4 protein-coding genes and 2 pseudogenes are annotated in these 7,377 nt (G+C 71.9%); 1 reads left to right on the forward strand and 5 read right to left on the reverse strand.

The window, feature by feature from the left end:
* From GT030_RS36215 to leuS, 5 genes and pseudogenes are all read right to left on the reverse strand, one after another.
* A pseudogene (locus tag GT030_RS36215) lies at nucleotides 1–419 on the reverse strand (MBL fold metallo-hydrolase); the annotation flags it as partial.
* Nucleotides 416–1,345 (reverse strand): ComEA family DNA-binding protein, encoded by a 930-nt coding sequence (locus tag GT030_RS07175; RefSeq protein ID WP_202459796.1) that lies wholly within the window; start codon nucleotides 1,343–1,345, stop codon nucleotides 416–418. The pseudogene GT030_RS36215 and the gene GT030_RS07175, both read right to left, overlap by 4 nt.
* Before the next feature lie 151 nt (nucleotides 1,346–1,496).
* A complete protein-coding gene (locus GT030_RS07180) occupies nucleotides 1,497–2,342 on the reverse strand; it encodes a DegV family protein (protein WP_161200357.1) in 846 nt (281 codons plus the stop codon).
* 72 nt (nucleotides 2,343–2,414) lie between these two features.
* Nucleotides 2,415–3,128: a hypothetical protein gene (locus GT030_RS07185; RefSeq protein WP_161200358.1), complete on the reverse strand. Its 714-nt coding sequence runs from the start codon at nucleotides 3,126–3,128 to the stop codon at nucleotides 2,415–2,417.
* Between the two features lie 187 nt (nucleotides 3,129–3,315).
* A complete protein-coding gene (gene leuS, locus GT030_RS07190) occupies nucleotides 3,316–6,207 on the reverse strand; it encodes a leucine--tRNA ligase (RefSeq protein ID WP_161200359.1) in 2,892 nt (963 codons plus the stop codon).
* Between the two features lie 402 nt (nucleotides 6,208–6,609).
* Between leuS and GT030_RS07195 the strand changes: the two are divergent.
* Nucleotides 6,610–7,377 (forward strand): annotated as a pseudogene (locus GT030_RS07195) (cytochrome b/b6 domain-containing protein); the annotation flags it as partial.

Below are 7,377 nucleotides of genomic sequence, written 5' to 3' on the forward strand. Positions count from 1 at the left end.
CCCCGCGCCAACACCCCCACCGGCGCCGCATGGTCTCCCCGCACCCGGGGCCTGCTCAGCCACGGGTCCCCGGTCAGCTCCACCTCGACGGCCACGGTCCCGAACCTCCGCGCCACCTCCGGTACGGGCCCGCGCCGTACGTCGGCCCCGTGCAGCCCGGCCGAGACGGCGGACGCGGCGACACACAGCAGCACCGCCGCGGCCGGAGCGCGGTACCGGGCTGACCCCACCCGGAGCAGCCCGACCCCGACGACGAGGCAAACGCCCGCCACCCCAAGGCTCCATGCCGGCGGAACATCCAGGACCAGCGCCGCCGTCGCCCAGGCCGCGAGCGCGGGCCCTGCCAGCCGCAGATCGACCGGGCCCTCCTGCCGAGGGTGGGAGTCACCCTTCCAGCGGGGGTCGGCCTCGGCCCTCACGGCCCCACCCGTGCCCGCAGGTCCGAGAAGCGCCGGTCGCCGATGCCGTCCACCTGGCGCAGCTCGTCCACCGAGCGGAAACCGCCGTGCTGGGTGCGGTAGTCGATGATGCGCCGAGCGAGCACCGGGCCCACACCGGGGAGCGTGTCCAGCTGCTCCACCGTCGCCGTCCCCAGAGAGACCGGAGCCGACGGACCCCCACCGGCCGGCGCCACCGCACCCGCCCCCACCGGCGGCGGAGCACCCGGTGCCCCCACCACGATCTGCTCCCCGTCCACCAGGAAACGAGCCCGGTTCAGCCCCTCCTCCCGCACCCCCGGCCGCACTCCCCCGGCAGCCCTCAACGCATCCGCCACCCGCGACCCCGACGGCAGCCGCCGAATCCCCGGAGCACGCACCTTCCCGCTGACGTCCACCACGATCTGCCCACCCGGCGAAGCGGATGCGGACGCGGAAGCGCCCCCCGGCCCCTCCGCCCCCTTCACCCGCGCCGGAGCCTCCCGCACCACCTGAGGCGCACTCACACTCTCCGTGCGCCCCGCCCAGAAATGCTGACCGGCAAGCACAGCGGCCAGCGCCAGCACCACCCCGAGCGCCAGGACCCCTCGCCGCTCCACCCCGCACCGCGCCTGCACCCACAACGGCAGCCGGTCCCGCAGCGCGAGCCCGGCCCGCTCCCGCCAGCCGGAATCGGCGACCTGAGTCCCCAGGTCCAAGCCACCCGGCGGCCCGCTCCCCGACTCCCCCGGAGCCTCGCCGAACAACTGCCCGGCCCGCCGCCGCACCTCCTCCCCCGGCACCGGCGCCCGGTGCCGGCCCCGCCCCCGCTCGCCGGGACGCCGGTAGCGCACACGGCTGTCGGAGGAAGGCCCCCTGCCGGGACCGCTGGTCGGAGTGGCTGCACGGGTCAGTGCTCGAAGTGTCATGACCCGAGGATCGGACACCCGGCCCCAAAAAGTGGATCTTAGTCAATTCCCGTGGAAAAGCCCTCGGTTGTGGATAACTCCGTCACCCACACGAGCTACACCCGCCCCCATCGGACGCCCCCGCCGACCGCCCAAGTGCCGCAGGCACCCCTCACCGAGGCGACACCACGACCCCCAACAACCCGGGCCCCGTATGCGCCCCGATCACCGCGCCCACCTCACTGACATGCAACTCCGCCAGCCCGGACACCCGTTCACGCAGCCGCTCCGCCAACGCCCCGGCCCGCTCGGGCGCGGCCAGATGATGCACGGCGATGTCCACCTCAGCCCCGGCCGCCCGCTCCACCACGATCTCCTCCAGCCGGGCGATCGCCTTGGACGCCGTACGCACCTTCTCCAGCAGCTCGATCCGCCCGTTCTCCAGCCGGAGCAGCGGCTTCACGGCGAGGGCGGAACCGAGGAGGGCCTGGGCGGTGCCGATGCGGCCGCCCCTGCGGAGATAGTCGAGGGTGTCGACGTAGAAGTGGGCGGAGGTGTCCGCGGCGCGCTTCTCGGCGGCCGTGACCGCCTCGTCGACCGTGCCGCCGCCCTCCGCGGCCTCGGCGGCGGACAGGGCGCAGAAGCCTAGGGCCATGGCGACCATGCCGGTGTCGACGACCCGGACGGGTACCGGTGCCTCGCGGGCGGCCAGTACGGCGGCGTCGTAGGTGCCGGACAGCTCGGCGGAGAGGTGCAGGGAGACGATGCCGTCGGCGCCCGTCTCCGCGACCTCGCGATAAGTGCGGGCGAACTCCTCGGGGCTGGGGCGGGAGGTGGTGACCGGGCGCCGCTTCTGGAGGGCCTGGGCCAGGGAGCGGGTGGAGATCTCGGTGCCCTCTTCGAGCGCCTGGTCGCCGAGGACCACGGTCAGCGGTACCGAGGTGATGCCGTGGCGCTCCATCAGCCCCGGCGGCAAGTAGGCCGTTGAATCGGTGACGATAGCGACATGGCGGGACATGAGCTGGAGGTTACCTGCCGTAGCTCCGGCACGGCAGTCCAGCCCCGCAGGAGGGCGCCGGTGCGCCGGGGGTCAGGCGGTGCTCTCCGGGCGGGGCTTCTTCTGCCAGGGGTAGGCGGGCCGGGCGGCGGGCGGGGTGATGGCCTGGGCTTCCGGTTCCCGGGGCCAGGTCTGGCGGCGGTCGGCGGCTTCGTCGGTGCCGGCCGGGGTCTCGGGCCAGGGGGCGCTGGCCCGGCCGGTCGCGTCGGTCCAGTGCCGCAGGGCGCCCGCCTCGATGTCGATCTGGGAGCTGAGGGCGTCCAGGTCGTCCTCGGCGAAGCGGCTCGCGCGGTCGCGGGCGGCCCAGCGCAGGGAGTCGGCGGAGGCGGTGATGCGCTCGGTGCGGGTGCGCAGCTCGGGGAGGCGGGCGGTGAGGGTGGCCCGGTCGGGCTCGGACTCCAGGTGCTTGAGGACGACGTCCAGCTCGCGTCCGTGCACGCTGAGGCGTTCGAAGAGGCCGAGGGACTCCTTCAGCGAGGCGTCCTCGGCCGGGCCCGCGTGCAGGGCGTCCTGGGTGGCACGCATGGAGGTGCGCAGGGTGAGCCGGAGCTGGGCGATCTCCCCGGCGGGGCCGGGGCGGGTGAGGGACTTGGCGCGCAGGGTGTGGTCCTCGACCGTGCGGCGGCCCTGGGCGATGGTGCGGTCCACGCTGCGCTTGGCGGCGGTGACCGCCTTCACCGTGGCGTAGGTGCCGAGGACGACGAGCAGCACGAAGAGCACGGCGAACACGGTGATCACTGCTTCCATGACGCGTTCCTCCTCAGGGCGCGGCCGCGAGCCGCCTCGCTCTGCGCCGCTCTTTCTCCACCGTCTCCACGGTAAACGCAGCGGGCAGGCCCCGGGTTCCACGGGAACCCGGAACCTGCCCGTAGGGGATCACCCCGACACTCGCGCCGGCGCCCGGAGCACCGGGCGCTCAGCGAGGCAGGACCGCTCAGCCGCTGACGATGTTCACCAGCTTCGGCGCCCGCACGATCACCTTCCGGATCGGCGCGCCGCCCAGCGCGGCGACCACCTTCTCGTCACCCAGCGCAGCCTTCTCCAGCTCCTCGTCGGAGATGTTCGGCGGCACCTCCAGGCGGGCCTTGACCTTGCCCTTGATCTGCACGACGCAGGTCACGGTGTCGTCGACCAGGTAGCGCGGGTCCGCGACCGGGAAGTCCTGGTGGACGACGGAGTCGGTGTGGCCCAGCGTGTGCCACAGCTCCTCGGCGATGTGCGGGGCCAGCGGGGCGATCATCAGCACCAGCGGCTCGGCGACCGTGCGGGGCAGGGCGCCGCCGCTGCCGTACGCCTTGGTCAGGTGGTTGTTCAGCTCGGTGACCTTGGCGATGGCGGTGTTGAAGCGCAGCCCCTCCAGATCCTGGCCGACGCCGTCGATCGCCTTGTTGAGGGCGCGCAGGGTGTCCTCGTCGGGCTCGGCGTCGGTGACGGTCGGGGCGCCGGTGTTCTCGTCGACGATGTTGCGCCACAGCCGCTGGAGCAGCCGGAACTGGCCGACGACCGCGCGGGTGTCCCAGGGACGGGAGACGTCCAGCGGGCCCATCGCCATCTCGTACAGGCGCAGGGTGTCGGCGCCGTACTCGGCGGCGATCTCGTCCGGGGTGACGGCGTTCTTCAGGGACTTGCCCATCTTGCCGAGCAGCCGGGAGACCTTCTCGCCCTGGTACCAGAAGGCGCCGTCGCGCTCCTCGACCTCGGCGGCGGGGACGGCGATGCCGCGGCTGTCGCGGTAGACGTACGCCTGGATCATGCCCTGGTTGTAGAGCTTGTGGAACGGCTCGGCGGACGAGACGTGCCCCAGGTCGAAGAGGACCTTGGACCAGAAGCGGGCGTACAGCAGGTGCAGTACGGCGTGCTCGGCGCCGCCGACGTACAGGTCGACACCGCCGTGCGGCATGCCCTCGCGCGGGCCCATCCAGTACTGCTCGATGGCGGGGTCGACCAGTTCGCGGTCGTTGTGCGGGTCCAGGTAGCGGAACTCGTACCAGCAGGAACCGGCCCAATTGGGCATGGTGTTGGTCTCGCGGCGGTACTTCTTGGGGCCGTCGCCCAGGTCCAGGGTGACGTGGACCCACTCGTCGTTGCGCGAGAGGGGGGTCTCGGGCTGGGTGTCGGCGTCGTCGGGCTCGAAGGTGCGCGGGCTGTAGTCCTCGACCTCGGGCAGCTCCAGCGGGAGCATCGACTCGGGCAGCGCGTGGGCGATGCCGTCCTCGTCGTAGACGATCGGGAAGGGCTCGCCCCAGTAGCGCTGGCGGCTGAACAGCCAGTCACGCAGCCGGAAGTTGACGGTGCCCTCGCCGATGCCGGCCTCGGTCAGCCACTCGGTGATGCGGGCCTTGGCCTCGGGGACGGCCAGGCCGTCCAGGGTGACGGACTCGCCGGCGGAGTTGACCAGCTTGGCGTCGTAGGAGGCGAAGGCGTCGTCCCAGGTGGTGGTGTCGGTGCCGCGGCCGTCGGTGGGCTCGACCACGCAGCGGATCGGCAGCTCGAAGGCGCGGGCGAACGCGAAGTCACGCGTGTCGTGGGCGGGGACGGCCATGATCGCGCCGGTGCCGTAGCCCATCAGGACGTAGTCGGCGATGAAGACCGGGACCTGCTCGCCGTTGACCGGGTTGACCGCGAACACACCGGTGAAGACGCCGGTCTTGTCCTTGGCCTCGGCCTGGCGCTCCACGTCGGACTTGGCGGCGGCCTGCGCGCGGTAGGCGGCGACGGCCTCGGCCGGGGTGGCGTGCCCGCCGGTCCACACCTCGTGGGTGCCCTCGGGCCACGCCTCGGGGGTGAACTTCTCCACCAGCGGGTGCTCGGGGGCCAGCACCATGTAGGTGGCGCCGAACAGGGTGTCGGGGCGGGTGGTGAAGACGGTGATGCGCTCGCCGTCGACGGGGAAGTCGACGCGGGCGCCCTCGCTGCGGCCGATCCAGTTGCGCTGCTGGAGCTTGATGGCCTCGGGCCAGTCCAGCCCGTCCAGGTCCTCCAGCAGGCGGTCGGCGTAGGCGGTGATGCGCATGTTCCACTGGCGCAGCTTGGCCTTGAAGACCGGGAAGTTTCCGCGCTCGGAGCGGCCGTCGGCGGTGACCTCCTCGTTGGCCAGCACGGTGCCCAGGCCCGGGCACCAGTTGACCGGCGCGTCGGAGGCGTAGGCCAGCCGGAACTCGCCCAGGACGTCGGCGCGCTCGGTGGCGCTCAGCTCGCTCCACGCGCGCGTGTGGCCCGGTACGGGGCGCTCACCGGACTCGAAGAGGGCGACCAGCTCGGAGATCGGGCGGGCCTGGTCGGCCTCGTCGTCGTACCAGGAGTTGAAGATCTGGACGAAGATCCACTGGGTCCACTTGTAGTACTCCGGGTCGATCGTGGCGAACGACCGGCGCTTGTCGTGGCCCAGGCCCAGCCAGCGGAGCTGGGCCTTCATGTTCTCCATGTTGGCCTCGGTGGACACGCGGGGGTGCGTGCCGGTCTGCACCGCGTACTGCTCGGCGGGCAGGCCGAAGGCGTCGAAGCCCAGGGTGTGCAGGACGTTGTGCCCGGTCATGCGCTGGAAGCGGGCGTAGACGTCGGTGGCGATGTACCCCAGCGGGTGGCCGACGTGCAGGCCCGCGCCGGAGGGGTAGGGGAACATGTCCATGATGAACTTCTTGGGCTTCGCCGCCAGCTCGGCGTCGTCCGCCAGGTCGCCGGTGGGGTTCGGCGCGGCGTAGGTGCCGTCGACGTCCCAGAAGTCCTGCCAGCGTGCCTCGATCTCGGCCGCCAGGGCGGCCGTGTAGCGGTGCGGCGCGGCCTCCGCCGACGCGGCAGCGGTGGCGGCGGGGTTCGTCTCGCTCATGATCCTCAAAGCTCCATCGATCGTCTCTGCCCGCGGAAACGAAAAAGCCCCTCACACAGGAGGGGACGCCGCGCCGATGCCGACCGTCCGGTGCGACCGGTGGTCGGTACTGATCAGCGCGGCTCGCTAAGCAGAAGGCGTACAGCACGCATGGCGCTAGGGTACCGCAGCCCTTGAGCAAGCCGCGACGCGCGTGCGTATGCAGGTGAGACATGTCCGTACGGCCGCCAGATCTGAATCCGGGTCAAGGATTACTTCGCGTAACAGTCACTAAGGGACGACGCCGCAGGTGATTCGTCCTTTGATAACAACGCAATAACTCAAACCTCGTACTGATCGGTATGGCTCCACCTAGAGTTCGGCAGCGGGACCGCCTTCCCGAAACTGCTCGGAGTTGCCCCCATGAACCCTCGTCGTAGTAACAGCTCGCTCCCCAAGCCCGGCCGGTCGGCCTATGGGGTGGCGTCCGCTGTCGTCCTGCTGCTCATACCGGTGGTCGTGCTGGTGGGAGGCAGTCAGTTCCAAGAGTTCCTGAACTTCGGCGCGGGCGTGCTGTCCCTCGTCTCGCTGAGCTGTTCGGTCATCTGGGGCCTGGTGGCCCAGGACCGGGTCCTGCTCAACACCCGCCAGCGGATCATCGGCCAGGCGGTGCACCGGACGACGGCGGTCGGCTCGATCGCGTTCCTGCTGCTGCACATCACCACCAAGATCGCGCTGGACCACACCCAGCTGATCGCGGCCCTCATCCCCTTCTCCCTCGGCGTCACCGGCAGCGGCGGCCTGATCGGCCTGGGCTCCCTGGCCGGCCTGCTGATGGTCTTCGTCGGCGTCACCGGCGCCCTGCGCAGCAACTTCGCCACCCCCGCCCCCGTGGCCGCCCGCTGGCGCGCGATGCACATGCTCGCCTACCCCGCGTGGTGCGCGGCCCTGGTGCACGGTCTGTACGCGGGCCGCCAGGCCAAGCCGATCTTCGTGATCCTCTACGGCCTCTCCCTGCTCGGCGTGATGGCCGGCCTGGCGCTGCGCGCCGCCCCCCGCCCGGTCAAGCGCCGGCTCGCCGACCGCCTGGTCGGCCTCTTCGGCGGCGCCGAAGCCTCCGACCTGGACCGCCTGGAGGCGAGCCGGAGCCGCCGGAACGAGCCGGGCTTCGACAACCGCCGCGAGCCCCGC

It is taken from the genome of Streptomyces sp. SID1328, from assembly GCF_009865595.1.
GTDB classification, from domain to species: domain Bacteria; phylum Actinomycetota; class Actinomycetes; order Streptomycetales; family Streptomycetaceae; genus Streptomyces; species Streptomyces griseoluteus.

Bases quoted from the DNA above. Each gene is read 5' to 3' on its own strand.
- GT030_RS07175 (WP_202459796.1), bottom strand. From the start codon at position 1,345: ATGACACTTCGAGCACTGACCCGTGCAGCCACTCCGACCAGCGGTCCC.
- GT030_RS07180 (WP_161200357.1), bottom strand. From the start codon at position 2,342: ATGTCCCGCCATGTCGCTATCGTCACCGATTCAACGGCCTACTTGCCG.
- GT030_RS07185 (WP_161200358.1), bottom strand. From the start codon at position 3,128: ATGGAAGCAGTGATCACCGTGTTCGCCGTGCTCTTCGTGCTGCTCGTC.
- leuS (WP_161200359.1), bottom strand. From the start codon at position 6,207: ATGAGCGAGACGAACCCCGCCGCCACCGCTGCCGCGTCGGCGGAGGCC.